This is a genomic window from Pseudarthrobacter sp. J1763 (genome assembly GCF_050490295.1).
Taxonomy (GTDB): domain Bacteria; phylum Actinomycetota; class Actinomycetes; order Actinomycetales; family Micrococcaceae; genus JBNPEO01.
The window spans coordinates 1-24,334 of the sequence record NZ_JBNPEN010000003.1 but is presented as its reverse complement, the minus strand read 5'-3'; the positions used below and the strand labels follow the sequence as shown (position 1 = coordinate 24,334).

20 protein-coding genes and 2 pseudogenes are annotated in these 24,334 nt (G+C 59.1%); 11 read left to right on the top strand and 11 right to left on the bottom strand.

Going from position 1 to position 24,334, the window contains the following annotated elements:
- Positions 1–29 precede the first annotated feature (29 nt).
- Positions 30–1,535 (top strand): S8 family peptidase, encoded by a 1,506-nt coding sequence (locus tag ACQQCD_RS03690; protein WP_430267057.1) that lies wholly within the window; start codon positions 30–32, stop codon positions 1,533–1,535.
- Positions 1,536–1,616: 81 nt separating this feature from the next.
- On the opposite strand, the gene coaE is transcribed toward ACQQCD_RS03690, so the two are convergent.
- Positions 1,617–2,213 (bottom strand): dephospho-CoA kinase, encoded by a 597-nt coding sequence (gene coaE, locus ACQQCD_RS03685; protein ID WP_430267056.1) that lies wholly within the window; start codon positions 2,211–2,213, stop codon positions 1,617–1,619.
- A gap of 22 nt (positions 2,214–2,235) precedes the next feature.
- Here coaE and ACQQCD_RS03680 point away from each other — a divergent pair, with 22 nt between their 5' ends.
- Complete coding sequence (locus tag ACQQCD_RS03680; protein WP_430267055.1) at positions 2,236–2,931, top strand: IMPACT family protein; 696 nt, start codon at positions 2,236–2,238, stop codon at positions 2,929–2,931.
- A gap of 172 nt (positions 2,932–3,103) precedes the next feature.
- On the opposite strand, the gene rpsA is transcribed toward ACQQCD_RS03680, so the two are convergent.
- The 5 genes from rpsA to polA form a co-directional block, all read right to left on the bottom strand.
- Positions 3,104–4,582 (bottom strand): 30S ribosomal protein S1, encoded by a 1,479-nt coding sequence (rpsA, locus tag ACQQCD_RS03675; RefSeq protein WP_430267054.1) that lies wholly within the window; start codon positions 4,580–4,582, stop codon positions 3,104–3,106.
- A gap of 198 nt (positions 4,583–4,780) precedes the next feature.
- Positions 4,781–6,097, bottom strand: coding sequence for a GNAT family N-acetyltransferase (locus tag ACQQCD_RS03670; protein ID WP_430267053.1), 1,317 nt, complete (start codon positions 6,095–6,097; stop codon positions 4,781–4,783).
- A 141-nt stretch (positions 6,098–6,238) separates the two neighbouring features.
- On the bottom strand, positions 6,239–7,327 hold the full coding sequence (locus ACQQCD_RS03665; protein ID WP_430267279.1) for a DUF222 domain-containing protein: 1,089 nt from the start codon (positions 7,325–7,327) through the stop codon (positions 6,239–6,241).
- Positions 7,328–7,642: 315 nt separating this feature from the next.
- Positions 7,643–8,302, bottom strand: a complete 660-nt coding sequence (locus ACQQCD_RS03660) for a GyrI-like domain-containing protein (RefSeq protein ID WP_430267052.1) — start codon at positions 8,300–8,302, stop codon at positions 7,643–7,645.
- Positions 8,303–8,351: 49 nt separating this feature from the next.
- Positions 8,352–10,991 carry a DNA polymerase I gene (gene polA, locus ACQQCD_RS03655; protein ID WP_430267278.1) on the bottom strand — a complete coding sequence of 880 codons (2,640 nt, stop codon included), beginning with the start codon at positions 10,989–10,991 and terminating at the stop codon, positions 8,352–8,354.
- Positions 10,992–11,130: 139 nt separating this feature from the next.
- Between polA and ACQQCD_RS03650 the strand changes: the two genes are divergently transcribed.
- On the top strand, positions 11,131–11,601 hold the full coding sequence (locus ACQQCD_RS03650; protein ID WP_430267051.1) for a hotdog fold thioesterase: 471 nt from the start codon (positions 11,131–11,133) through the stop codon (positions 11,599–11,601).
- Here ACQQCD_RS03650 and ACQQCD_RS03645 read toward each other — a convergent pair.
- From ACQQCD_RS03645 to ACQQCD_RS03635, 3 genes and pseudogenes are all read right to left on the bottom strand, one after another.
- Complete coding sequence (locus ACQQCD_RS03645) at positions 11,598–12,152, bottom strand: dihydrofolate reductase family protein (protein WP_430267050.1); 555 nt, start codon at positions 12,150–12,152, stop codon at positions 11,598–11,600. The genes ACQQCD_RS03650 and ACQQCD_RS03645 overlap by 4 nt on opposite strands.
- Positions 12,153–12,162: 10 nt before the next feature.
- Complete coding sequence (locus ACQQCD_RS03640) at positions 12,163–12,393, bottom strand: hypothetical protein (protein WP_430267049.1); 231 nt, start codon at positions 12,391–12,393, stop codon at positions 12,163–12,165.
- Positions 12,390–13,678: pseudogene (locus ACQQCD_RS03635) on the bottom strand (inorganic phosphate transporter). Before ACQQCD_RS03635 ends, ACQQCD_RS03640 begins: the two are co-directional and overlap by 4 nt.
- Positions 13,679–13,952: 274 nt before the next feature.
- Here ACQQCD_RS03635 and ACQQCD_RS03630 point away from each other — a divergent pair.
- Complete coding sequence (locus tag ACQQCD_RS03630; RefSeq protein ID WP_430267048.1) at positions 13,953–14,573, top strand: L-threonylcarbamoyladenylate synthase; 621 nt, start codon at positions 13,953–13,955, stop codon at positions 14,571–14,573.
- Positions 14,574–14,589: 16 nt separating this feature from the next.
- On the opposite strand, the gene ACQQCD_RS03625 is transcribed toward ACQQCD_RS03630, so the two are convergent.
- Together ACQQCD_RS03625 and ACQQCD_RS03620 are read right to left on the bottom strand one after the other, a co-directional pair.
- Positions 14,590–15,603 (bottom strand): isopenicillin N synthase family dioxygenase, encoded by a 1,014-nt coding sequence (locus ACQQCD_RS03625; protein WP_430267047.1) that lies wholly within the window; start codon positions 15,601–15,603, stop codon positions 14,590–14,592.
- A gap of 173 nt (positions 15,604–15,776) precedes the next feature.
- Positions 15,777–16,241: a phage tail protein gene (locus ACQQCD_RS03620; protein ID WP_430267046.1), complete on the bottom strand. Its 465-nt coding sequence runs from the start codon at positions 16,239–16,241 to the stop codon at positions 15,777–15,779.
- Between the two features lie 242 nt (positions 16,242–16,483).
- On the opposite strand from ACQQCD_RS03620, the gene ACQQCD_RS03615 reads away from it, so the two are divergent.
- The 7 genes and pseudogenes from ACQQCD_RS03615 to ACQQCD_RS03585 form a co-directional block, all read left to right on the top strand.
- Complete coding sequence (locus ACQQCD_RS03615; RefSeq protein ID WP_430267045.1) at positions 16,484–17,920, top strand: FAD-binding oxidoreductase; 1,437 nt, start codon at positions 16,484–16,486, stop codon at positions 17,918–17,920.
- A gap of 145 nt (positions 17,921–18,065) precedes the next feature.
- Positions 18,066–18,368: a helix-turn-helix domain-containing protein gene (locus ACQQCD_RS03610; protein ID WP_430267044.1), complete on the top strand. Its 303-nt coding sequence runs from the start codon at positions 18,066–18,068 to the stop codon at positions 18,366–18,368.
- Positions 18,365–19,717, top strand: coding sequence for a type II toxin-antitoxin system HipA family toxin (locus ACQQCD_RS03605; RefSeq protein WP_430267043.1), 1,353 nt, complete (start codon positions 18,365–18,367; stop codon positions 19,715–19,717). Before ACQQCD_RS03610 ends, ACQQCD_RS03605 begins: the two co-directional genes overlap by 4 nt.
- Positions 19,718–19,805: 88 nt before the next feature.
- Complete coding sequence (locus tag ACQQCD_RS03600) at positions 19,806–19,928, top strand: hypothetical protein (RefSeq protein ID WP_430267042.1); 123 nt, start codon at positions 19,806–19,808, stop codon at positions 19,926–19,928.
- Positions 19,929–20,058: 130 nt separating this feature from the next.
- Complete coding sequence (locus tag ACQQCD_RS03595; RefSeq protein ID WP_236803072.1) at positions 20,059–23,025, top strand: Tn3 family transposase; 2,967 nt, start codon at positions 20,059–20,061, stop codon at positions 23,023–23,025.
- Positions 23,026–23,040: 15 nt separating this feature from the next.
- Positions 23,041–23,721 carry a plasmid pRiA4b ORF-3 family protein gene (locus ACQQCD_RS03590; protein ID WP_236803071.1) on the top strand — a complete coding sequence of 227 codons (681 nt, stop codon included), beginning with the start codon at positions 23,041–23,043 and terminating at the stop codon, positions 23,719–23,721.
- Positions 23,722–23,942: 221 nt separating this feature from the next.
- Positions 23,943–24,334 (top strand): annotated as a pseudogene (locus ACQQCD_RS03585) (hypothetical protein); the annotation flags it as partial.

Here is a 24,334-nt window from a genome sequence, read left to right as displayed (position 1 = left end):
CCGACGTCCCCCTGAGAAAGGACCTCACCGTGAGGTTAACAAAAATGCGTTTCCCCGCGCGTCGGATGGCACTCGCAGCCGCCACCCTAGGACTAGTCGTGGCCGGCTCTGGTTTCACAGCCCAAGCCGCTGAAGCACCAAGTTCAACGCCAGTACCCATCAACCCACCCGATGGCACAGTGATGAGTTATGTGGTCAACGCCGCCCAAGCGAACCCCGGACAGACCCGCAAAGTTGAACTGGCCGTTACAGCCTCTGGCGGTGTTGTGGTCCAAAGCTGGCCAGCGATTGGTGTGGTCATTGCACAGTCAGACCGTGCGGCCTTCCGTGAGAACGTCAAGACCGTAGGCAAAACAAGCATTCTCTCAGTCGGCGCAACCCGCACAGCAGAGGTGGGTGACAAAATTACCGGCGTGCAGCTGCCGTGGGGCCCAGGCGCATCGGGCTGGAACAAGGGCAAAAACAAACCAGTCAACGGCGACGAACCCACCACATTGGTACCGGCCGGCCCCGCAGATTCCCAAGAATCTCAGCAATGGGACATGGCGCAGATCAATGCCGACAAAGCTCACGCCATCACCGATGGTAGCCGCAGTGTATTAGTCGGTGTTTTGGACTCTGGCATCGACCCCACCCATGTTGATTTGGCAGCGAACATCTCAGTTGCCGACTCCGTCAACTGCACCCAGGGCGGCCGCCCCTCTCAGGCAGCCGGCGGCTGGTACCCCACCACAAGTGACCATGGCACTCACGTTGCCGGGACTATCGCTGGGGTTCGTAACGGCGTCGGAATTGTAGGCGTGGCACCCAACGTACGTATGGCTTCCGTCAAGGTTGTGAACGACGACGGTTACATCTACCCCGAATACGCCATTTGTGGCTTTATGTGGGCTGGCCAGCGCGGTATGGACGTTACCAACAACAGCTACTACATTGACCCATTCGAGTTCTGGTGTGACGACCAGCCGGATCAGGCAGCCGTCCGTGATGCTGTGTCCCGCGCAGTGAACTACTCCGTCAGCAAGGGCGTTGTCAGTGCTGCCGCGGCCGGTAACTCTGGCGTCGACTTCAACACCAACACCACTGATTCAGCTAGCCCTAATGACGCACCGGCCCCCATCCAGCGGACCATCAACGCCGGCTGCAAGGACATTCCTACACAGTTGCCCGGTGTTGTAACGGTTTCTTCAATTACTCAGGCCGGTCAGCTGTCCTCCTTCTCCAACCGCGGTCTGGGGCACATTGACGTTGCAGCTCCAGGATCACGCATCCTGTCCACCACACTCAACGGTAAGTACGGCCTCAAGAGCGGAACGTCGATGGCTTCACCGCACGTTGCCGGTGTGCTGGCCTTGATGAAATCAGCTCACCCCGAGCTGACCCCGGCGCAGATGGTTGCTAAGCTCCGCGCCGACGCCACCAAAACGCCTTGCTCAGCAGCTCAGAACAACAGCGGAGCCACCTGCGACGGCACTACCGAGTTGAACAGTTACTACGGCTACGGCGTAGTTGATGCCCTCAAGGCAGTGAAGTAACTGACCTAGCAGTTGAACAAAGAGTGGCCGGGGTTTCGCAGTTGTTGCGTAACCCCGGCCACTGTTCGTAGAGCATGCAACTCAGATTCTCGGTTGGATGGTGTTCTGCCAGATCGCATCAACGTTGTTGATAAGGTCCTGAAGCGTCCCTGAGTTCTCCACCACAACATCAGCAACGGCAAGACGTTCTTCCCTACTAGCTTGGGCGGCAATACGGGACTCCGCTTCTTCCCTACTCATCCCCCGGTGCTCGATCATGCGCTGAATTCGAGTCTCCTCAGGAGCGTCCACCACTATCACCAGGTCAAAACGTGAGGCCTGACCGGTCTCCACCAGCAGAGGAATGTCTTCAACCACCACAGATTCGGGGGCCGCGGCGGCGATGGCAGCTCCAGCCAAGGCGCGAACTTTTGGATGGATGATCGCGTTGAGTTTTTCTCGACGTTCCTCATCAGCAAAAATCAGTGCGCCCAGTGCCTTCCGGTCCAATGACCCATCTGGGGCTATCACCCCAGTACCAAACTCAGCCGTCACTTCTGCCAGCCCCTGACTACCCGGTTCGACGGCGATTCGAGCCAACTCGTCGGCGTCAACCACTACCGCGCCAAGCTCCGCTAATCGATGGGAGACAGCTGACTTACCCGAGGCAATTCCGCCTGTTAATCCGATTCGTAGCACTCCACCAGACTAGACTGAGGCAGTGCCAGAACAAGAGAGCCGAGCCACCGAGTACACCACGTTGGCCAGCGGACCAGGCTTCCGGCACGAGATCGAAATCAAACGATCCCGGTTTATCACCGTGCTGCGCCGCGTTCCCGACGAAGATTCAGCCAGGTCTTTGGTGGCCGGGCTACGCAAAGAATTTCACGACGCACGCCACCACTGCTCCGCATTTGTGATTGGACCAGACCGGGACATCCAGCGCTCTAACGACGATGGCGAACCCTCCGGTACCGCTGGAATTCCCATGCTTGAAGCATTGATCAAACGCGAGACCCAACCCGGGGTGAGCGACCTCAGCGACCTTTGTGCCGTCGTCGTCCGTTACTTTGGCGGAATATTGTTGGGCGCGGGAGGACTGGTGCGTGCGTATTCCGAGTCCGTCTCCACGGCGCTCGATGCCGCTCCCCTCGTGCAGCGCCGGCGCCTACGAATATGTTCGATGGCTGTTCCGCATGCCGCAGCTGGCAGGCTCCAGAATGACCTGCGCTCCGCTGGCTACGTGATGGGCGAGACCGCATACGGTGCCACCGAGACCCTCTTGCGGATTGCACTCGCTGATGATCCCCGGGCCATTGCTGACGCCACGGCCCGCCTTGCATCCTTTACCGCAGGCGTCACCGATCTTGAGCCCGAGGGAACAGAGTGGGTCGATGTCCTCCGGTCACGCCAATAAGGGCGTCTCCGCGCCGGCCGAGGCCGCAGCTTCTGGAGCCTCGGTCATCGAAGCTACAGACATCCAATTTTCCGGGATCATCGCTGCCTCTCTGTATGGGTTGCGGAAAACAAAAGAAAAACGGGCCCCTGCCGAAGCAGGAGCCCGTTTCTTAGCCGAAGCTAGGTGGCAATTAGTTGCCGGTCAGCTTCTCGCGCAGTGCTGCGAGAGCCTCGTCGGATGCCAAGGTACCACCGGAGGTTGCCTCCGAAGCGGCCGGCTCCGAGGAGTAGCTCGTGGTGCCCGAGTCGGACTCACCAGCTGTTGCAGCTGCTGCGTCGTCGGCAGCGTGCTGAGCAACCTGCTTCTTGTGAGCTTCCCAGCGAGTCTGAGCGTCAGCGTACTGCTGCTCCCAAGCTGCGCGCTGAGTCTCGTAGCCTTCAAGCCACTCGTTGGACTCCGGGTCGAAGCCCTCCGGGTACTTGTAGTTGCCTTCTTCGTCGTACTCTGCGGCCATACCGTACAGAGCAGGATCGAATTCGGTGCTCTCAGCGTCTACACCCTCGTTAGCCTGCTTGAGGGAGAGGGAGATGCGGCGACGCTCGAGGTCGATGTCGATAACCTTGACGAACAGCTCGTCACCAACGGAGACAACCTGCTCTGCCAACTCAACGTGGCGTACTGCCAACTCAGAGATATGCACGAGGCCTTCGATTCCGTCTTCAACGCGAACGAACGCACCGAACGGAACGAGCTTGGTGACCTTACCCGGAACAACCTGGCCGAGGGCGTGGGTGCGGGCGAAGGTCTGCCACGGATCTTCCTGCGTAGCCTTGAGGGACAAGGAAACGCGCTCGCGATCCAGATCCACTTCGAGAACCTCGACAGTAACTTCCTGGCCAACTTCGACAACCTCGGACGGGTGGTCGATGTGCTTCCAAGACAGCTCGGAAACGTGAACCAAACCATCTACGCCGCCAAGGTCCACGAATGCACCGAAGTTGACGATGGAGGAAACAACGCCGGGACGAACCTGGCCCTTTTCCAGCTTGTTGAGGAACGTGGAGCGAACCTCGGACTGAGTCTGCTCGAGCCATGCACGGCGGGACAGAACAACGTTGTTGCGGTTCTTGTCCAGTTCGATGATCTTGGCTTCGATCTGCTGACCGATGTACGGAGCCAGGTCGCGCACACGGCGCATCTCGACGAGGGAAGCGGGCAAGAAGCCGCGCAGACCGATGTCGAGGATAAGACCACCCTTGACAACTTCGATGACGGTACCGGTAACGACGCCGTCTTCTTCCTTGACCTTCTCGATGTCGCCCCAGGCACGCTCGTACTGAGCACGCTTCTTGGAGAGAATCAGACGGCCTTCTTTGTCTTCCTTGGTGAGAACCAAAGCTTCAACCTGATCGCCAACGGAAACAACGTCTCCGGGATCAACATCGTGCTTGATGGAAAGCTCACGGGAGGGGATGACACCTTCGGTCTTGTAACCGATGTCGAGCAGAACTTCGTCGCGGTCAACCTTAACAACGGTACCTTCAACGAGATCTCCGTCGTTGAAGTACTTGATGGTGGCGTCGACAGCTGCGAGGAAGTCTTCAGCGGTACCGATGTCGTTAATTGCGACTACGGGGGTACCGGACTTCTCGGTAGAGGTGATGGTCATGTAGTAGGGGCTCCGATGTGGATAGAAAGTCGGTCAGGCAGACCAGCCAGTTCTGATTGGCAGAAATGGCACTGCAACGGTCATCCTGAAATGTTGGATTGTTCGCGCACACGTAGTGCACGCCCGTTCATTGTAGTAGCCAAAGCAAAGCTGGGTCAAAGTGGGCACAGCTGTCCTGCGCTGCGGTCACGGTGCGGATTAGAAGTGCGTGAGGCAGTGCACGGGGCGTTCGACGGCGAAGAGCAAGGACGCACGCATGGCCGCACCGGCGGTGCGCTCTACCAAACGGCCTGCAGCGAGCAAGCTCACCGGGTTCACGCCACCAAGGTAGATCGATGCTAGAGCCGAAGCGTCGAGCTCAAGGTCCGCCACAACACCCCCGTTTTCCGCGTCAGCTTCAGTGATCAGCTCTACTGTGGGGACGCTGCCGTTCACGTCCAGAAGGTAGAGTCCACTGGCAAATTCGAGCGGATCTTCAACCTTGATAACCAAGCGATCATCCACCGCATAGCGGCGGGCGCTCAGTGCTGCCTGTGTGTCCAAAATGCGTAGCCAAAGAAGGTCCAGATAACCAGCACTCTTGATGCAGCGAGGATCAGTCAAGGCCCATGCGAGCGGGTCATCAATAGGTGCTTGATTCCACACAACGCGCTCCACCAGGTCAATGCTGGCGAGGAATTGCCAGAGTTCCAGGTAGGCGGCGTCCGTTGCGGCTACGATGTCTACAATTTCCATGGTGGCGGGTTCGGTTTCCCACCCCATGAACTTGTAGGACACGTAGCCGTCGGGTGAACCATCTGCGCCGTAGTGAACGGCTGCTCGAATGGAGTGATCAACCTTGCCGTCGCTGCCGTGTTCACCGGCGATGCGAAGCCGGTAGATCTCTTGACGGTCCACTGAGCCTGGAGTGGCGCGGTGAACTCGGGCAAAAATGCTGGGGGCAAGTTCCAGCAGGACCTTGGGCTCCACAATTTCTACGCTGCCGGTGGCTTCGTGACGCAGTTTAAAGCGAGCAGAAGTGTCAATTTTCAGGCGGCGTTCATAGCTGGTCACACCAAATCCGAAGCGACCGTAGATGCTGCCTTCTGAAGCGGTCAGAGCGGCTACTGCCAGCCCATCATCTTTGGCTCGCTCAAGCTCGGCCAGCATCATTCCGCGCAGCAATCCACGCCGGCGGTGGGTTGGCCGCACCGTGACATCAGTGATGAGCAGCGCGTCTTGGAGTTGGCCGAAGCCAACGTTGATGCTCTTACGGAAGGTGGCGAATGTGGCAACGGGAACGTCAGCTGGCAGGGAATGAGCTGCGGGTTCTCCGTTCTGGTAGACACCCGTCAGCACCATCTGGTCTACCAGAAGAGTGGCTAGTGAAGCATCAACGAGCTCCTCAGTGACACGGGACTCGTGAAAACCGAAAGAAACAGCTTGATACCAGTTTTTGGCACGGCCATATTTGGGCGAGTCCTTGGCTGGAGTGGGCAGGCGGTGGATGGTGTATTTCTGCTGTTCAGTGGCCACTCCTAGACCCTAGCGAACAAGACGGCAGCGGACAACGCAGGATGCCGGGAGCGGTGGTGACTCTGACGAATGAGGATTGTCGACAGCCGGGCCAAGTCAGACCGGGCCAAGGCACCCGCTACGGTTTTACCCAAGGTGAACTCAGAGTGTGGCCAATGGAGGTAACCACGACGGTTCCCAGTCTTGGGTTTCACTTTCGTATTTCTTACCGTGCGGTGAGATCCAGCCGGGTGGTTCATGCTTGCCGGCCAGCGTCGGCCGCCACGTGGTTCCGTGTTTGAGCCGGTGATGCTTTTTGCACGGCTGGCCAAGGTTGCTGATGCCGGTGGTTCCACCGCTGGCCCATGAATGGATGTGGTCGGCTTCGTTATCCAAAGAATTGTTTCGGCAGCCAGGGAAGGGGCATTTCCCGTCTCTCATTCGAAGCCATTGCCGCATAGCTTTAGGCACCCGGTAACTGTTCCGTCCGATTTCCAACGGTGCGCCGTCTCGTGGATCAACAAGCACTCGCATAAACGAATCGCACCCCTCGGCCACCAGTTCCCGTGCCATGGCAGGTGAAATCGGACCGTAACCGTCGAGGATGGCTGGTTCCTCGGTGACACCCATGAGCGCCATTACGGGGACGGTGACCAGTACCTGCGCTTGAGGTGTAGGAACCTCGACGCTGGCACCTCCGAGCAACCAGGCCGCGGCAACATCCACACGTAACTGGGAAAGAGTTCTTTGCTCCCTCGTGTTTTCAGGAGTACTCCCCTGCAACTCTCGGGCGGCCGCGGTGGCTCGGTTCCAAATCGCCAACGCCTTATCCGCGGGCAGGTACGCCGACAGCCAGGCCATTCCGTCGCGGTCCGGGGTGAATTCTAAGTGCCGGTCAGCTTCGCCCTTCGCATGCCGGGCGGTGATGCTGTCCGGATGGTGGCGTTCACGCCAGTTTCTCACCTTGGCCCGAAAGCGGACCGGCACGAGTTCCCCTGCGGGACACCCGCGGGCGGGGTTCTTAGCGTCGGGATCGAAAAAGTGCCGCTCAACATCGGACGCAACCCCCGGTTCGAGCCCCTCGACCTCTGAGCACACCACTCGAGCATGTTGGTACGAAATCTTCCCCGTTGCAAGAGATTTCAGCGTCAACGGCAACATACTGGTTAGGCGTCGCGCTTCTTCAAGCAACCCGCCGGCTGAAGCCTCACTGACCGTCAGCGCGCATGCCACCTCGGCCACCAAACTCATTTGCACAATGGCCACCTCATGCGGCTGGACAGTGGGTGAAAGAGTTGCGGCGGTTCCGCGCGAAAGATCATCGAGCAACCGGACCTGTTCCGACCACCGGGTCGGCGCTATGGGAAGGAGTCATCACGGAGGTACTAGTAACGGGTCCAGAACATCCCAGTTCGCGTACCGAAGCCAGCAGCGTCTCGCTGTGGCGACACCCAGCATGTGGCGACACCCAGCAAGTCGCGAGAACCTAAGACCGAGAAAACCTAGGACCGAGAGGCTAGATAGTCTCAGTGCCTAGCTACTCGCACACCAGGTGGTACCAAATGTCTAGCTCCGCCGGACCGGCTGACGGAGAACCGTCCGTAGCTTCTCCGGGGCGACCCTGCGCGGATCGCTCAAATAGATCTCATGATGCGGGCCGGCAAACTCGAAGCCATGCGCGGGCATGTACTCCTGATGCAGGCGCTCGAGGATGGGACCTTCGTCGTCGTAGCTGCCGACATGGAGGACCTGCACGGCGAGGCCCTCTTCGAACTTCACCATGCGCACGCCGTCAAATGACGGGCTAACCACTTGAACGTCCGCTTCAGCTTTCCCCGTCCCAGAATCGAACTTCGCGGCAGCCTTTTCCACCCCGGCTTCGACGTCGCTCTGCGTAATCCACTCCGGCAGCGCGATCATCATGGTCCACACCCAGGCGTCCTTTTCTCGACGCGCAAAGGCACCCGGATCCTCGGCGCTCCACAATCCCTCAAGCGGACCCACCACGTAATTCTGTCCGGCCGCTTTGCTAGCAAACTTCACCATGTAGGCAACCGAAAATAGAGCCGTCACAGCAGCGGCATACTCGGCTGAGGTGTTGGGGTCCCCCACCCCTTCCACCGCCAAATAGCTGAACTCCGGAACGGTGACCACACTAAAGCTGTCCGGTTTGGGGGCGTACAGCTCCCGGTAGGCTTTCTTGAGATCGTACTTAGGCTCGCTCACGCGCCGCTCCGATTCAACTTTTGGTGCCCGGGTGTTGGTGGTGAAGGGGTTAGTGTCCGGCGTCGTGCCAGCTTGAACCAATCCCGATCTGCACTTCAAGAGGCACAGATAGATCCGCGGCGGCACCCATCTGCTCAGTCACGAGCTTCTCCACTGCGGCCAACTCCCCCGGCGCCACTTCAAGCACAAGTTCGTCATGGACCTGCAACAACATTCGGGACTTGAGGCCTTGCGACTGTAGCTCCCCTGCCACACCGAGCATGGCGCGCTTGATGATGTCCGCGGCCGAGCCTTGGATGGGCGAGTTGAGAGCCACGCGTTCGGCAATTTCACGCAACTGACGGTCAGTGCTGGTCAGATCCGGTAGGTAGCGGCGGCGGCCCTCAATCGTTGAGGTGTACCCATCAATACGAGCCTGTTCCACCACGGTACGCAGGTAATCGCGCACCGCCCCAAAGCGGTCGAAGTACTCCTTCATCAGCGTCCGGGCTTCATCAACTGAGATTTCCAGTTGTTTGGATAAGCCAAAGGACGTAAGCCCGTATGCCAGGCCGTAGGACATCGCCTTGACCTTTGAACGCATAGCGCTAGTGACCTCAGCCGGTTCTACCTTGAAGATGTGGGAACCAACGTAGCGGTGAAGATCTTCACCTTCTTTGTACGCCTGAATCAGTCCCGCGTCCCCGGACAGGTGCGCCATAATCCGCATCTCGATTTGTGAGTAGTCCGCGGAGAGCAAGCATTCGTAGCCGTCGCTGACCACAAAAATGCCCCGCACACGCCGGCCTTCTTCACTGCGAACCGGGATGTTTTGAAGGTTGGGATTGTTGGACGAGATACGGCCCGTCGCTGCAACGTTCTGCGCGTAGGTGGTGTGAATTCTTCCGTCAGCAGCAACAGACTTCTTGAGCGTCTCCACCATTTGCCGCAGCTTGGAGGACTCACGGTGTGCCATCAATTGGACCAAAAATTCGTGCCCGGTCTTTTCCAGAAGATTCTTCAAAGAAGCAGCATCGGTGGTGTAACCGGATTTAATCTTTTTGGTTTTGGGCAACTCGAGCTCTTCAAAGAGCACGGTTTGCAGTTGCTTGGGCGAGCCCAGGTTCACCTCGTGCCCAATGGCCGCAAACGCTTGCTCCTGAGCGTGCTCAACGACTTTAGCCAGATCAGCTAGCTGGTCATTCATCCGCTCCTGCGAGACAGCAATGCCGGCGATCTCCATCTCCGCCAGCACCTGCGCCACGGGCAATTCAAGCGTAGTGAGGAGCTCCTGCGCCTTCCGGTCGCGGAGTTCGCCTTCAAAAAAGGCGCTGAGTTTCTGTACGACGGCGGCACGCTGGACAAGCGCGGCGGCTGCAGCTCCGCGGTCCTCACCCAGGTTGAGCTCAAGTTGGCCGCTAGGAGCTGCCGCGGTTGCGAGCTGGATCTTCAAGTGGTGTGTAGCGAGCTCGGCGAGATCATAATTACGCCGGTCGGGTTGGATGAGGTAGCCAGAAATTGAGGTGTCATCAACTACCCCGGCCAGCGGCAACCCGCGCTCATGGAGAGCTTTGAGGGACTCTTTGAATTCATGCACAATCTTTGGCGCCTGAGTGTCGCCCAACCATGCCGCAAGAACGGACTCAGTGGAAGCATCCAAATCACTGAGGTTTAGGAACGCTGCACCCTGAGAGTGCAGCAAAGCCACGGCTTCAGCGTCGAGCCCAAGGTTCAGCGGCACCATAGCTACGGCAAGGGCAATACGCTCGGAGCCACCATCAGCGATGAACTGGGAAAGGCCATCAGCGGTGTCCAGAGTGACATATTCGGGGGTTTCGAAATCCGGCACGGACGTGGTTTTTGCGTCCTCACCATACAGGGCGAAGAGGCGTGTGCGCAGCGTTTTGAATTCGAGGGTGTCGAAGAGTTCTTCAACGGCGTCTTGGTCTGGCCGCGGCTCTTCAAGCTCATCGAGGCTTACGGGCAGCTTAAGGTCCGTGAGCAAACGGTTGAGCCGCCGGTTGCGCTTGACATCGTCAACATGGGCCCGCAGGGAATCCCCGACTTTTCCACCGATCTTGTCGATGTTTTCGAGGATGCCTTCTAGCCCACCATAAAGGTTGATCCATTTAGCTGCTGTTTTGGGACCAACGCCTGGGACACCAGGCAGGTTGTCCGCCGTCTCACCCACCAGCGCTGCGAGGTCAGAGTACTGCTGCGGTGAAACAAAGTACTTTTCCTGAATAGCTGCAGCGTCCATCCGAGGAATGTTGGACACACCCTGTTTGGGGTAAAGCACAAAAACGTTGTCGGTAATCAGCTGGAAGGAGTCCCGGTCACCTGAGACTAGAAGAACTTCCCAGCCTTCGTTGCCGGCTTCAGCAGCGAGGGTGGCCAGAATGTCGTCAGCTTCATAACCGGGCATTTTGATGGTTTTTACGCCCCACGCACCCATCACTTTGTCGATCAGATCGATCTGCCCGTAGAACTCGGGAGGGGTAGCGTTGCGTCCACCCTTGTAGCCGTCATACTCGGCTTTGCGGAACGTGGTGTCGTCAGAAACGTCAAAGGCCACGGCTACGTGTGTGGGTTTCTGTTCTTTGATGAGGTTGATGAGCATGGAGGTGAATCCATGCACGGCGTTGGTGTGCTGCCCCGTGGAGGTTGCAAAGTTTTCAGCCGGGAGCGCATAGAACGCCCGGAAGGCCATGGAGTGTCCATCCAACACAAGTAACCGCTTACGCCCCTCGTCGGTGGGGACTACTGGTGCCTGGGTTGCTGAGGCTTCAGGGGCGGACGGGGACGGGACCGTTTTGGTTGTTTCACTCACAAGTGCCAGCCTAGTTCCCATGACGGACAATTTCACGCGCAATAAGTTCTCAGACCAGCTTGAAGCCGCCGGAGTGCCGGCGCATATGCATGATTGGCTGAGCGGACACGGCGTTGGCGCGCTGGTGGCGAAGATGGGAATAGTTTTTAGCGAGCTCTCGGCTGAGCGAGCGGTGGCAACCATGCCGGTTGAAGGGAACACCCAGGTTGTGGGGATCCTACATGGTGGCGCCCACATGGTGCTGGCCGAAACCCTGGGCTCCTTCGCTGCCGGCATTCACGCTGGACCTAACGCCCACGCAGTAGGAATCGAAATCAACGGTACCCACCACCGCTCCATTGCTGCCGGAACTGTCACGGGCACATGCACGGCCGTTCACTTGGGCCGGACTTTGACCACCCATGAAATTGTGATGACGGACGAGCAGGGACGCCGCCTCTCGACGTGCCGAATCACCAACTTGGTAAGGCCTAACCCAAAAACCAGCTAAGACTCTGCGGGGGTGTCCGGAAAGCTGAAGCACATCTCTACGGCTCCCCCGCCCACTGTGCGGCTCGAATCCAGCGCCAAGACCGGCGTCGGAGTGACCAAGGGAAGCATACGACGTCCGGAACCTAGGGCTACGGGCACTACTGTCTGGATGATTTTATTCAGGGCGCCTGCTTGGGCGAATTGGGCCACGATGTCCCCACCGCCCATAAGCCAAACGTTTTTGTCCCCGGCCTCGGCAGCGAGGTCCGGAACAAATTCGGCCACCGGGCCCCGCACAAAAGTGACGTCCGCTCCGGGCGGTGCGGAGAACTCATGGTGTGTGAAAACCCAACAGGGCGTGCCAGCGTACGGCCACGTGCCGTCGTCGTGCTCGCGAAGCCACTGGAAGGTGCTGGCGCCCATAACGATGGACCCCACTGATGCCATAAAGGTGGAAATGCTTTGGTTCAGTTCGGGTGAATCGAACTGCATCAACCAGTCCAGGGAGTCATCGTCGGTGGCAATAAATCCGTCGAGGGACGTCGCTAAGTAGTACACAAAGTCAGCCATAGAGCTGACTCTACTTAGAGAAGTACGGAACTATCAGGTAAATGCCAAAAAGAACTGCCAAACCGCATACCGCGAAGCAAACGATCGAGAAGAATTTGGCGAGGCGCTGACGGCCTGCGGGCACGGTCCCACTGCCGGTTGAGATCGCGGTGAGGCGCACCCCCAGTGAGTAGAGGACAACAACAGTCATCGCCGAAACCAGCGTGGCACCGGCCACCATAACGAGTTCTAGCCACTTCATTTGCCGGTCTCCTTGGACGTTGCGTCAGTGTTGGACGTTGCGTCAGTGTTGGACGTCCCTCGCGTCTGGGGCGGACCCGCTGGCTTCTTTGCTGAGGTGATAGCCGAGCTGGGCTTGCTTCTGCGCTTTTTCCGGAATCGCACTACCTCGCCAGCTTCTTCCACCTCTACAGTGTTTTGGTGGTTGACGTGGTCTTTGCGTGAGTACCAGAACATGTAGGCAATTGCTCCAACGCCGGCAACAGCGGCGATCAACACACCAACCGGGCCAATCGCAACAAGGTAGGCAGCGAGGGCGCCAACAATGCCGGCTGCCGGGAGCGTAAACAACCAGCCGACGGCGATCCGTCCTGCAGTGCCCCACCGCACCGAAGTGCCTTTGCGGCCCAGTCCTGAACCGATCACAGAGCCTGAGGCCACCTGAGTCGTTGAGAGGGCAAAACCCAAGTGCGAAGACGCCAAGATGGCAGAGGCGGTGCTGGCTTCAGCGGCGAAGCCCTGAGCAGGCTTAACTTCTGTGAGACCCGTTCCCATGGTGCGAATGATCCGCCATCCACCGGAATAGGTGCCAATGGCAATAGCCAAGGCACAAGCACAAATAACCCAGAACTGCGGACCGGAGCCTGCGGATTGTGTGCCAGCTGCGATCAGAACCAGGGTGATGATACCCATGGTTTTTTGTGCATCGTTAGTACCGTGCGCCAAGGCCACAAGGCTCGAGGTAAAGATCTGACCGGTGCGGAATCCGCCGCGCTTTTGGGTCAGCTTGTCCCCTGTTTCGGGATCGTGACGGGACGTGATTGCGTAGGCTACGCGGGTGCAAAGATAGGCAACACTACCGGCCACGATCGGAGCGAATACTGCTGGGAGAATGACCTTCAGCATTACGGTGTCAAAGTTGACGGAGTGCAAGCCAATACCGGCAAGGGCGGCACCGATCAAACCACCGAACAAGGCATGCGAAGAGCTGGAGGGCAGTCCCTTGAGCCAAGTAAACATGTTCCACAAGATTGCGCCCAAAAGACCCGCAAAAATGATCTCCGGGGTGATGTGAATGCCTTCGGAGCCTTCGCGGATCAGTCCGCCGGAAATGGTTTTGGCAACTTCCGTGGAGAGGAACGCGCCAACCAGGTTCAGGCTTGCGGCCAGTGCGACGGCGGTTTCGGCTTGATCGCGCCTGTGGCGATGGGTGTGGCCATGGCGTTGGCCGTGTCATGAAAGCCGTTGGTGAAGTCGAAAAAGAGGGCCAAAATAATGACCATTCCGACCATGACGGTGATGTCCACCCGGTGCCCAATCTGCAGGAAAAGTGTTTGGTAATGCCGTCCCCAAACTCGAGACGCCCCAGCAAATCATAGTTCACCAAGTGTTTTCCATCATCGCCTTGCACTGTTAACTCTGGTGCTAGGCAACGGCGCCGTCCCGGAGCCTCAATAAGGGTACAAGGCTGTGGAGCTGCACTCAACCGATTGTCGCGTTCCGCACGGCGCTGTTGTGGTGCAGGCAGGCATTGGCCCAGTTCAGCGACACAATGCGCTTTTGCGGGCGTAGGCTCTATTTATGGCCAGATACTTCGATGTTCACCCCGATGACCCGCAGCCGCGATTGATCTCGCAAGTCGGAGATATTCTGCGCGACGGCGGGCTGGTGGCGTACCCCACGGACTCTTGCTACGCGCTCGGTGCCCAGTTGGGGAACAAGGACGCCTTGGACCGGATCAAAACCATCCGCCAACTGGACGACAAGCACCACTTCACACTGGTGTGTAAAGACTTCGCCCAGTTGGGTCAGTTTGTGATGATGGGCAATGACGTTTTCCGCGCCATCAAAGCAGTCACGCCCGGCGGTTACACCTTTATTCTGCCGGCCACCAAAGAGGTGCCGCGCCGGATGATGCATGCCAAAAAGAAAACCGTTGGTGTGCGCATCCCAGACAACGCCGTGGTGCAGGCCTTATTGGCCGAGCTCGGCGAACCGCTGCTGTCCAGCACCTTGCTGTTGCCGGACGAGCCAGAGCCGATGATTCAGGGCTGGGAAATCAAGGAAGTTTTGGATCACGTGCTCGACGGCGTGGTGGACGCCGGCGATTGTGGCGCCGAGCCCACCACTGTCATCGATTTCTCTTCCGGCTCCCCCGAGGTGGTTCGCCGCGGTATGGGTGACCCCTCACCGTTTGAATAGAACACTTCGAATAAAGCTAGCCAGCCAGCAAGTCCGGATGCTGGGCCTCAACTACGTTGGGGTGTGCCCGCAGCCGGTAGCGCAGGGCGTTGTCCCCGTAGGTTTCCAAAATGGGATTGTTGAGCGGGTCAACGCTGAGTCCGCGGGCCTTCTCCTGAAACTCTGGTGCCACGGCTAATTGCGGCATCGTTGAATCCAGCGCGGGGTTGTAGAAGAACGGCAGCGAGATCCGGTCAGTGCCCTTGAGCGGTGAAATAACCCGGTGCAGCGTTGCCTTGAGGTAGCCGTTGGTGGCGAGCTCAAGCATCTCGCCAATGTTGACTACAAATGCGCCAGGTACTTGCGGGGCGTCAATCCACTGGCCTTTGTATTCAACTTGCAGGCCGCCCTTTTCAGGTTCCACCAACAGCAGCGTGATGACTCCGCCGTCGCGGTGCTGGCCTACACCCTGCTTCGGTTCCGGATTTGATTCGCCCGGGTAGCGGACGATCTTCAGCAACGGGAAAGCTTTCTCGCCGAAGGCTGCGTCAAAGGCGTCAGGCTCGGCGCCGAGTGATTCGGCGATGGCCCGCAAAAGCGTCATGGAAATCTCGCTCAGACGCTGCGTCCACTCGCCCACCACTGCTTGCATCTCGGGAAGTTCCTGGACCCACAGGTTGGGACCTTCGAGCCGCCAATAGTTAGCGGTGTCCGGGTCGGCCGGGACTGCGGAACGCTCAACACCGATGTCGATTTGTTCGCGGAAGTCAGTTTTGCCGTCGGTTAGTTCCCCGCCCATCCGTGTGTAACCACGGAATTGCGGACTGTTGACGTTCTCGATGGCAAGCTTCTGGTCCTCGCTGAGCTCAAAGAATCGGCGAGACAGATCCAAAATGGACTCTGTGAGTTCTTGCTCGATACCGTGGCCGGTGAGGTAGAGGAAGCCGACTTCGTGGAGAACTTCACGGAGTTCTTCGCGGAACGCTGCTGCTTCTTGTTCGCCGGCGTTGAGCCGGGAGAAGTCCAAAACTGGAAGTGACTGCAGTTGCACAGAAAGTCCTTTGCGAGCAAATGTCAAGGTATAACCCTTGCTTGCTCTTATGTTACGAACCTTTCTGCCAAAGTTACGCCTTAAAGTGACGAAATATTACTTTGCAGGCCCTCTCACGGCCGACCCTGACGAAACTCCGGCGAATCCCCGCGGCTCTCCCGGCAACACGACGCCTAGTACTCGCCCTTGATCACAAAGTAGGAACCGCGAATAGTCCCGGCCAGCTTGGACTTCTGGCGAGCGAACTTGAACTTGGGCTCGAGTTCCTCAGGAATCTCCATGCCGTCAGAGAGCTTGAAGCCGACGGCGCGTTTGCCGGCCGGATCAACGCTGTACATGACGTTGATGGACAGGCCGGATTCGTAGAAAACGTAAGACATCCGCAGCCCGTCTACCTCGAATTCGCTCACTTCAAGCGGCTTCGAGCCGATAACCAGGTCCCGCTCGGCCTTCAAAATGTGGGCTACCCGCTCGGCAACTTCGGGGAGTTCCTCTGCCGTGCTGGTGGTGAAGACGTGTTTGTACTTGTTGGAGTAGTAGCGGGCCTCGTTGGCGCGCAGCCCTGCGAGGGCGTCAACCACCGGGGAGGACTCGAGGCCTGCGGTGGATACATTCACAAAATCGATGACGTGCGCCATGGGATCTCCTTCTAAGTTTCCTCCCCCAAACTTACCCAACTGACTGTCATTTGTGGTTGTTTTCGGGCGCGTCTAACAACCACAACTGCCAGTCAGTTGGGTGGGGGAAGCAGCAGGAGGGCCGGCAGCAGCGGGGTGAAAGTGAAGCCGCGTGTCGGATTGTGAACGCAGGCGTCGCTATGTTGATTCATGCGTCTTTTTGATGGCGGGTGGAGACGTAACCCGGCTAGTTTTTGAAGACTATGTCCAGGCCGGGAGAGATCAGTTTGCCACCACAAAAAACCAGCGAAGCCGCCACTCTAGCCGCCCAGTTCGCCCAGCAATTGCGCCGGGCTGAGCCGGAGCTGGAAATCCTTGAGTCTGGCGCGGCCACGGTTCACTACGGGTACGACGCCGGCACTCCCCATATTGCCGCGGGCGAGGGTGCCGCTGGACCCACCGTAGTTTTCCCCGCCACTGCTGCGCAGGTGCAGCTTTCCGTGGGGCTCGCGGCCGAGCTTGGCCTGACGGTGGTGCCGCGCGGCGCCGGAAGCGGGCTGTCCGGTGGAGCCAACGCCGAAGCAACACAAGTGGTGATCTCCACTGAAAAGTTGAACCGGATCATCGAGGTCTCTGAGCTGGATGAGATTGCGGTGGTTGAACCCGGCGTGATCAACACTGAGCTCAACGAGCATCTGGAACCGTACGGCCTGTTTTACGCACCGGACCCGGCAAGTTCGCGGATCTCCGCAATCGGCGGGAACATCGCCACTAACGCGAGCGGAGTGAGGTGCGCAAAGTATGGGGTGACCCGGCAATCTGTCTTGGCGCTCGACGTCGTACTTCCGGACGGCAGTCTCATCAGCGTGGGGCACCGCTCCATTAAAGGGGTGACCGGCCTGGATCTGACGAGTTTGTTTGTGGGTTCGGAGGGGATTTTGGGGATTGTGGTCGCCGCGACGGTGCGGGTCCATCCCATCCCGGTGGCGCGGACGACTGTGACAGCCTTTTTTGATAGCACGGCGGCCGGCGCGCAGGGGCTCGCAGCGATTACGCTCTCCCCCGTTCGGCCCGCGGCTATTGAGTTTTTTGACACTCCGAGCCTCGAGAATATCGATGCGTTCTCGGGTTCGAATCTCCGCGACCGTGGTGCTTCGCTGATTCTGATTGAGCTTGACGGGTACGGGATTAGCGAGCAAACCGAGGACCTCACACAGGCGTTGACAGAGGTTGGTGGGCGGGTCACTGCGGAGTCGGAAGCCGATGACGCGTTCTTTTGGCAGCTGCACCGATCCGGCCGCGGACTGCCTGAGGGCAAGTGGTATATCGACGAGGATATTGCGGTTCCCAAGTCCGCAATCCCGCAGATCTATGCGGCGTTTCCGGCGTTAGAGGCCCGGTTTGGGGTGAACATTTGCGCCATTGCGCACGCCGGTGATGGCACGCTGCACCCGTTGATTACCGCGGATGTAGTGAACGACGACGACACTCACCCGCCGCCGGAACTCGTGGAAGTTGCCACTGAACTGGTGAAGGTGGCACTGTCCTTGGGCGGGACGGTCAGCGGTGAGCGTGGCGTGGGAACCATTAAGCGCGACTGGGCGGCTTTGGAACTTTCCGCCCGTAGCCACGAGCTGCAGCACGCGATTAAGCGAGCCATCGATCCGCGCCTCACGCTGAACCCCGGTAAGGCAATCTGACTGGCAGTTGGGTGGGGCTAGAGCGCGATGGCGGGTGGCCGGGTCTGGTGATCCGGTCACCCGTTTCTGAGACCTGCAAGATTCATAACTTCACTCATATAACTGGTTATTGCCCGTAATCCGTTGTAAGAGTAAAGTTATACCCATGGCACGTGACCCAGAAGTTGAAGATTCCGCAGCCTTGATCGGCGAACGGATTCGGCAGTGGCGTATGGTTCTTGGCCTCAGTCAGGAACTAGTTGCCGAGCGCGCAGACGTCTCCGTTCAAGTCTTGGTTCGCATCGAACACGGTGAGTTAGGCGTTCGGTTCGGTAGCTTCCTATCGATCGTGAATGTTCTGGGCCTCGATGAGAAGTTGACGCGAATGTTTGACCCCCTGGAAACAGATCTGGGCCGGATGCGAGCGGCGAATACCACCCGTCAGCGCGTGAAGAAGGTGACTCAGTGAGCCTGCTTGTATGGATTGACCAAAGCCCCGTGGGATTAATTGTTATGGAGAAACGGCCGGGCTTTCAGCAGCCTTCCATGACCTTCACGTACAGCGACGCTTGGCTAGCAGATACAAAGAGCTTTGCCATCTCCCCTGACTTGCCGCTTGTCCGTGGCCCACAAACCCCAGCACCGCATCGGTCCACATTCCTGGCTTTTGACGATGCCGCGCCTGATCGCTGGGGCCGAAAACTGATCGAGGCAAAGTTCCGCCGCGACGCCATACAAGAAAAGCGCCGGCCCGCTCCTCTGAGCGAAGCAGACCTTGTTTTGGCTGTTAGCGATGACACGCGCCAAGGCGCCATTCGTTTCCAGCTCGACGGCGAATTCGTAGCAGCGTCTGAGAAGAATGCCGGCATTCAGGACCTTCCGGACCTTGTTGCTGCCGCGCAACGGTTTGAGGAAACCGGGGTCATCGACGCGGGAGTTTCTGAACTAATCGGTGTTGGCTCCTCCCCCGGTGGCGCCCATCCTAAAGCCTGGGTTCGGGCCGAGGATGGCCATTTACTGTTGGCCAAATTTCCGAGGGTGGCGGACGTGACAGATGCCTCCGCGTGGGAGCTCGCCGCTATTGAGCTTCAGAAAGCTGCCGGAATTGACGTGGCCCCGTCGCAAAGAATCGGGCTCGGCCCTGGCCGCTCTGTGTTTATTACTGAACGCTTTGACCGCCGTCTTGATCAGACCCGCATTCCATACATGAGCTTCCGGACTGCATTCAGGCTCGCCGAGTTGGAGCATCCAGATTACGCTTCGCTGGCTCGGCGCCTGGGCAAGATATCCAGCAGTCCGTCGGAGGACCTGCCCGAACTTTTTTCGCGAGCGGCGTTCAATGCCATGGCAAACAATATTGATGACCACATGCGCAACTTTGGGCTTTTGCACACAGGCAACGGTTGGCGGCTATCGCCATCGTTCGACGTGAACCCGGAGCCACGGGGGCGATCAGATACGCCCCTAACGCAGGAAGACTTCGCAGACGATAGAGACGTCCGCAATCTTCTAGACGCTGCTTCCCAATTCAGACTTACTCAGGATGCAGCGGTAGCGCGCCTTCGACGCATCGACAAGGCTCTGGATGGTTGGCGTGATGCAGGACTCAAAGCTGGCGTGGAAGCGGACGCGCTGGACTTTATGGCGAACGCTTTTGAAGGACCTGCCCGTCAAAAGATGGATGGACTTCGCGCGACGAACAAGAATCGGCCTGATCGAGCCTCTACAACGCCGGACAGCCAGCCGGGGCAGACCTGGGTTCGTCCGCACCTGCGCGACGGTCAGCGTATCGAGGGGCATTTCCGGAAGCGGAAGTAGAAATTGGAGTACGACGGCGGGTGGCCGGGTCTTCTGAGCCGCCACCCGCTTCGTTGATGGTCACCGGCGCTGTGATTGGATTGGGTGCATGACTTTGAGCTTTGAATTCTCGGCTGATCCTGCCCGGATTAACCGGGCTTTGGTGCACCAGTGGCTGAGTGAAGGCGCGTATTGGGCTTTGGGCCGCTCACGTGCCACGCAGGCCCGGTAGTCCTGAAGGTGTCTTCAGGGGCAATCTAGGTGTGGTTGAGTTCTGGTATGGGCCTTGAGCTGACGAGCGAGCTTCTTGATTCGTGGACGCTGGTTGATGAAGATGTGGCGTTGATGGGTTGAGTTCTGGTATGGGCCTTGAGCTGACGAGCGAGCTTCTTGATTCGTGGACGCTGGTTGATGAAGATGTGGCGTTGATGGCGCGGAAGTCAGGAGCGACTCGGGCAGGGTTTGCTGTGTTGCTGAAGTTTTTTCAGCAACATGCCAGGTTCCCGGGTGGGCCTTCTGACCTTCCACTGGGAGCGGTGGACTATATTGCGGCGCAGATTTCTGTTCCTCCCGATGCGCTGGCTCCCTACTGGGGCGGGCGCTCAATCAAGTACCACCGGGCCGAGATCCGGTCCCATTTTGGTTTCCGTGAGTTCACGACCGCTGATGAGGCCCGGCTGGCTGGGTGGTTGGCGGAGAGGGTGTGCCCGTCTGAGGTTCGAGAGTCTGCGCTTGTGGAGGCTTCGCTGTCCCGGTGTCGTCAGGAGCGGATTGAGCCGCCGGGACGTGCGGGCAGGATTGTTGGTGCTGGCCGGGCGTTGTTTGAGCAGCGCCTGTGTGCTCATGTGGGCAAGGTTCTAGGCCCGGACGGTGCGGCTGGGCTGAAGGCCTTGGTCGCTGATGGTGCAGCCGGTTCCCTGTTGTCGGTGTTGAAGGCTGATCCGGGCCCGGCTGGTTTGGAGTCGTTGCTGGCGGAGGTGGAGAAGCTTTCAGCAGCCCAGGCTCTTGATTTACCGGCTGGCTTGTTTGCCGGGGTGTCGGAGAAGGTCGTGAGTGCCTGGCGGGCGCGGGCGGCACGGATGTATCCATCGGATTTCCAGGACGCGCCGGCGCCGGTGCGGTTGACGCTGTTGGCGGCGTTGTGTCATCAACGGACGGCAGAGATAGCTGACAGCCTGGTCGATTTGCTGCTCGTGCTGGTGTTGAAGATCAATACCGGCGCGGTGAGGAAGGTCGAGAAGGAACTGACCGAGGATCTGCAAAGGGTGCGCGGCAAGACGGCTTTGCTGTTCAAACTGGCCGAGAGGGCAGTCGCCTGCCCGGATGAGACGGTCCGGGAGGCCGTGTTCCCGGTGGTGAGTGAGAAAACCCTGCGGCAACTGGTCCAGGAGGCAAAAGCCAACGAGAGCGTGTTCCAGGGCAAGGTGAGGACCGTGTTGCGGGGTTCGTACTCGAATCATTACCGGCGGATGTTACCGGCGCTGCTGTCCGTGCTGCGGTTCCGGTGCCATAACACGGCGTTCCGGCCCATCATGGATGCCATCGCGTTGCTGGAACGGTACGCGGATGCTGGAAGTAAGAGCCAGTTCTTCGCGCCCGGAGAGGTAGTCCCGGTTGCGGGTGTGGTGCCCAGGTCCTGGGAGGGCGCTGTCCGGGACGAGAAGGGCAGGATCGAGCGGATCCCGTACGAGCTGTGCCTGCTCGTGTCCTTACGGGACGCTTTGCGCCGCCGCGAGGTTTTCGTTGACGGGGCGGGGAAATGGCGGGACCCGGAAGAGGACCTTCCCCAGGACTTCGACGCTTCCCGTGAGCTCCACTACGAGGCCCTGCAGAAACCGTTGGACCCGGCCAGGTTCATTCTTGATCTTCAGTCCAGAATGAGGAGGTCACTGGAGCACCTGGATAAGGGGCTGCCGGCCGATACCACCGGTGGAGTGAAGATCACCAGACGCCGTGGGGCGCCGTGGATAAAGGTCCCCAAGCTGGAAAAACTCGACGAGCCGGTGAATCTGGGCAAACTCAAGGCCGAGGTCCTGGCCCGGTGGGGCACCCTGGACTTGCTAGAAGTCCTCAAGGAAGCGGACTTCCTGACCGGGTTTACCGGGGAGTTTGTTTCCGTGGCCTCCCGTGAGGTCCTTGACCGTGAGACCCTGCGCAGGCGTTTGCTGTTGTGCCTGTTCGGGCTTGGGACGAACATGGGCATCAAAGCGGTCACTGATGCCGGCGGTCACGGAGAGAGCGAGCGGGAGCTACGCCACGTACGCCGGACATTCATCACGAAGGACAATCTGCGCCAGGCGATCGTGAAGGTCGTCAACGCCACGTTCGAGGCCAGGAACCCTCACTGGTGGGGTGAAGGGAACGCCTGTGCGTCGGATTCGAAAAAGTTCGGCTCCTGGGAATCAAACCTGATGACCGAATGGCACAACCGCTACGGTGGTCCCGGCGTGATGATCTACTGGCACGTGGAAAAGAAATCGACCTGCATCTATTCCCAGCTGAAGAACTGTTCCTCCTCCGAGGTCGCGGCGATGATCGAAGGCGTTCTGCGCCACGACACCGACGCCGAGATCGAAGCAAACTACGTCGATACCCACGGGGCCTCGATCGTGGGGTTCGCGTTCACCGAACTCCTGGGGTTCAAGCTGTTGCCGAGGTTGAAGAACATCGGCTCGATCCGCCTCTACCGGGCCAGCAATGAAGAAGCCTACGCCGAGATCAATGACGTGTTGTCCAGGCCGATCAATTGGGAGATCATCGCCCAGCAATACGATCAGATGGTCAAATACGCCACGGCCCTCAAACTCGGCACGGCAGAGTCGGAGACGATCCTGCGCCGTTTCACCCGGGGCGGGCCCAAACACCCCACGTACCAGGCCCTGGAGGAACTGGGCCGGGCCGTGCGGACGATCTTCGCCGCCGACTACCTCGCCAGCGAAGACCTGCGACGCGAAATCAATTCCGGTTTGCAGGTAGTGGAGAACTGGAACAGCGGAAACGACGTCGTCTTCTACGGTAAAAACCGTGACCTCACGGGCCCTGACCGTGAAACGACCGAAGTGTCCATGCTCGCCCTGCACCTGCTCCAATCCTCCCTGGTCCTGGTCAACACCCTGCTGCTGCAAACCGTGCTCGAGGTCAAGGAGTTCACCGGACTGCTCGAACCGGAAGACCGCAGGGGCCTCACACCGTTGTTCTGGACCCATATCAACCCCTACGGACGCTTCACCCTGGACATGAACACCCACCTGAACCTGGGCCAGATCTCTGCCGAACCCGAACACCGTACCCCCGGTGACAACCGCTTGGCCCAGGCCGCTGCTCTGTGATGGAAAGGACCCCCTATGGCCACGAATGAGAGATCCACGCCAAGAACCAAAGGCAAGCTTCTGCGCGCCAGAGTCCACCTCGTCGGGAGTAAACCAAAGATCTGGCGGCTATTCGAAGTCGATTCCAGCCTTTACCTGGACGAATTCCACGACGTTCTGCAGGTGATCATTGGCTGGGAAAACTCCCACCTGCATTCCTTTACCGACCGCAACCCGAACACCCCGGGCCGCGGACGGACACAGGCCAGGTCTTGGGCGCCTGCCTACGTCAGGGCAGAAGACGAGGAGGGCTGGTACCTGCCTGAAGAGACCGTCCAGCTCGGGAAAGTCCTCAACGAAGGCTCAACCCCGCTGTTCTACGCATACGACTTCGGCGATAGCTGGCTCCACCGCATCGACTGGATCGAAACCGTCAGGAAAACCGGTGACGACGCCCATGCCCGGGTGATCCGCGGTAAACGACGCTGCCCCCTGGAGGACTCCGGTGGAATCGGCGGCTATGAAGACCTCATCGCCACTCTGGCCAACCCTGATGCCGTCGATGAATCAGACCGCGAGCACCTCCAGGGCCTGCACGAATGGGCCCAAGGAACCGCGCAACGATCCGGCGGAGAGGAAACTTTCGATCCCGCACACTTCGACCCGGTCAAAGTCAACGAAGAACTCGGCAGACTCTTCACACCCGAAGGAAACTGACCAAGTGCCGGCCACGGCACAGCCAGGCCTGGCACCAATGGCATTGTGCCGGCATGCCTTAGCGAGTTTTTGTCTCCGCGTGGACGGCGCAGGAAACGCCAAGGATTGACGTAGTTTCCAGGAACTGGCGAGCAGGATCCCCCATCTGTCAAGTACCGTTGCGCTCGGCTGTCCATGAGGTCAGCCGGTCTCATGTTCTGTATTGAAAGGACTCCCCTGTCATGGCAGGAATCATCCCCTGGCTGGGTGCGCTGGGCACCACAGGAAAAGCCGTTGTTGTAGCATCCGTCGTTGCCGCTGGTGGCACCGGTGCAGCAGTGGCCGCCACCGCCACCGTTGCGCCGACCGATGCGACGTCCACTGTGTCGCCGGCCGCCCCCGCCGCTGATCCGTCGGCTTCCTCCACGGCCACATCGTCGGTTGTTCCCGCATCGACGCCCACTCCGTCCAGCGCGCCCGTATCTTCGGCTGAGGTCCCGCCGGCGCCGGCGTCATCTTCAACCGCACCGGAGTTGGCACACGCACCGGACGTACCAGTGATTGCCGAACCGGCAGAGGCACCGGAGGCGCCGGAGCATGCCGAACCGGCAGAGGCGCCGGAGCATGCCGAACC

What these genes read in the sequence shown, in the direction of transcription:
- rpsA (WP_430267054.1), bottom strand. Translation starts at nt 4,582, where the DNA reads ATGACCATCACCTCTACCGAGAAGTCCGGTACCCCCGTAGTCGCAATT.
- ACQQCD_RS03665 (WP_430267279.1), bottom strand. Translation starts at nt 7,327, where the DNA reads ATGAGTTTGGTGGCCGAGGTGGCATGCGCGCTGACGGTCAGTGAGGCT.
- polA (WP_430267278.1), bottom strand. Translation starts at nt 10,991, where the DNA reads ATGGCCTTCCGGGCGTTCTATGCGCTCCCGGCTGAAAACTTTGCAACC.
- ACQQCD_RS03650 (WP_430267051.1), top strand. Translation starts at nt 11,131, where the DNA reads ATGACGGACAATTTCACGCGCAATAAGTTCTCAGACCAGCTTGAAGCC.
- ACQQCD_RS03645 (WP_430267050.1), bottom strand. Translation starts at nt 12,152, where the DNA reads ATGGCTGACTTTGTGTACTACTTAGCGACGTCCCTCGACGGATTTATT.
- ACQQCD_RS03640 (WP_430267049.1), bottom strand. Translation starts at nt 12,393, where the DNA reads ATGAAGTGGCTAGAACTCGTTATGGTGGCCGGTGCCACGCTGGTTTCG.
- ACQQCD_RS03630 (WP_430267048.1), top strand. Translation starts at nt 13,953, where the DNA reads ATGGCCAGATACTTCGATGTTCACCCCGATGACCCGCAGCCGCGATTG.
- ACQQCD_RS03620 (WP_430267046.1), bottom strand. Translation starts at nt 16,241, where the DNA reads ATGGCGCACGTCATCGATTTTGTGAATGTATCCACCGCAGGCCTCGAG.
- ACQQCD_RS03615 (WP_430267045.1), top strand. Translation starts at nt 16,484, where the DNA reads ATGTCCAGGCCGGGAGAGATCAGTTTGCCACCACAAAAAACCAGCGAA.
- ACQQCD_RS03610 (WP_430267044.1), top strand. Translation starts at nt 18,066, where the DNA reads ATGGCACGTGACCCAGAAGTTGAAGATTCCGCAGCCTTGATCGGCGAA.
- ACQQCD_RS03600 (WP_430267042.1), top strand. Translation starts at nt 19,806, where the DNA reads ATGACTTTGAGCTTTGAATTCTCGGCTGATCCTGCCCGGATTAACCGG.
- ACQQCD_RS03595 (WP_236803072.1), top strand. Translation starts at nt 20,059, where the DNA reads ATGGGCCTTGAGCTGACGAGCGAGCTTCTTGATTCGTGGACGCTGGTT.
- ACQQCD_RS03590 (WP_236803071.1), top strand. Translation starts at nt 23,041, where the DNA reads ATGGCCACGAATGAGAGATCCACGCCAAGAACCAAAGGCAAGCTTCTG.